This is a genomic window from Kitasatospora sp. NPDC056531, assembly GCF_042794375.1.
Taxonomy (GTDB): Bacteria; Actinomycetota; Actinomycetes; order Streptomycetales; family Streptomycetaceae; genus Kitasatospora.
The window spans coordinates 1-1729 of sequence record NZ_JBHTTU010000326.1 but is presented as its reverse complement, the minus strand read 5'-3'; the positions used below and the strand labels follow the sequence as shown (position 1 = coordinate 1729).

Sequence of the window (1729 nt, the reverse complement as noted above, 5' to 3'; positions counted from 1 at the left end):
GGATGCCGTGGTGGTGGACGAGGTGGCGGGCGATGAGGGAGCCGAGCATGCCGGTGGCGCCGGTGATGAGTGCGGTACCGGACCGGTCCAGCGGCGCTTCGGATCCATCGGTCTGTTCGGCGATCACCTCGGCGGGCTTCATCCGGACCAGACGGGGCACCCATGCCTCGCCGGCGCGGAACGCGAGCCTCGGCTCGCCTGAGTCGAGAGCCGTGCCGAGCGCCGTCGCGGTCACCGGCTGACCATCGGTGTCCAGCAGGGTGATTCGGCCCGGGTTCTCATTCTGTGCCGAGCTGACCAGGCCCCAGATCGCGGCCTGCACGAGGTCCGGCGCATCCGTTGACTGCTCCGTCACCACGGCGCGTTCGGTCAGCACGATCAGCTGGGCGTCGATCAACTGCTCGTCGCGCAGCCACGACTGGACCAGGTGGAGTGCGCGCTCGGTGGCAGCGTGTACTCGGGCCACCACGTCCGTGTCGTCGACGCCGGAGTCGCAGCCGGCGTCGTCGGTGAGCGGCAGCAGCGCGAAGTCGGGGCGCGGGGAGCCGGTTTCCACGGCCTGCGCGAGTGCGGACGGGTCGGCGAACACCTCGGTGGTCCGACCGGACAAGCCGAACAGCGCCTCGACACCCGGACCCTGCGGACCGAGCAGAGCCCAGCGTCCGGCCGGCTCGGCGTCGTCGCGAGAGGTGAGGGCCGTCCAGGACAGCCGGTGCAGGCACTCCCGGAGGATGTCCCGTTCCTCGCCGTTCAGGTCTTCCGGCGAAAGCTCACGTACCGTCAAGGCATCGATGGAGGCGACCGGTTGTCCAGCGGCGTCGGCGAAGGCCAGTGAGTACGCGTCCGGCCTGGTGGGGGTCAGCCTGACCCGGAGGAAAGAAGCGCCGTCGGCGTGCAGTGACACGCCGCTCCAGCTGAACGGCAGTCGACCGCGCCCGGATTCCGCACCGGACGTGGCGAACGCTGCGGTGTGGAGGGCGGCATCGGCGAGCGCGGGGTGGAGGGCGAAGCGGTTGGCTTCGGTCCGGTGGTCCTCGGGGAGCCTGATTTCGGCGTAGACCTCGGCACCGAGCTTCCACGCGGCCTGGACGCCCTGGAAGGCGGGCCCGTAGGCGAATCCGGCTCCGGCGAGGTGGTCGTACAGATCGTGGACGGCGAGTGGTTTGGCGCCGACCGGCGGCCACTGCGTCAGATCGAACCCAGCTGCCTGGCGTCCCGAGGTGAGCACGCCGCTAGCGTGCCGGGTCCAGGCGTCGTCGCCCGTGGTACCGCTTTCCGGACGCGAGTGGACGGTGAACTGCCGACGCCCCAGGGCGTCGGCGGCGTCCACCGCGAGCTGGATCTGGACTCCGCCCTGTGCGGGCAGGAGGAGCGGCAGTTCGAGGACGAGCTCCTCGACGCGCTCGGAGCCGAGGGTCTTGCCCGCGTGGAGGGCCAGTTCGAGGAAGGCGGTGCCGGGCAGGAGGACGGTGCCGTTCACGGCGTGGTCGGCGAGCCAGGGGTGCGTGGGCAGCGAGATGCGGCTAGTGAAGAGCCAGCCGTCGGAGGCCGCGAGCGTGATGGAGGCGCCCAGCAGCGGGTGGTCGGGCGAGGTCAGTCCCGCCCTCGTGAGGTCACCGGCGCCGCGCTGGGGCTGGAGCCAGTAGTGCTGGTGTTGGAAGGGGTAGGTGGGGAGGGGGGTGGGGGTGGTGGGGTGGTTGGTCCAGGTGACGGGGATGCCGTTGGTGTG

Annotated in this window: 1 protein-coding gene; it reads right to left on the bottom strand. The window is 71.1% G+C overall.

From position 1 onward, the window contains the following. Positions 1 to 1729: polyketide synthase dehydratase domain-containing protein (locus ACFQ87_RS46130; protein ID WP_380617032.1), on the bottom strand; the 1729-nt coding region annotated here is incomplete at both ends.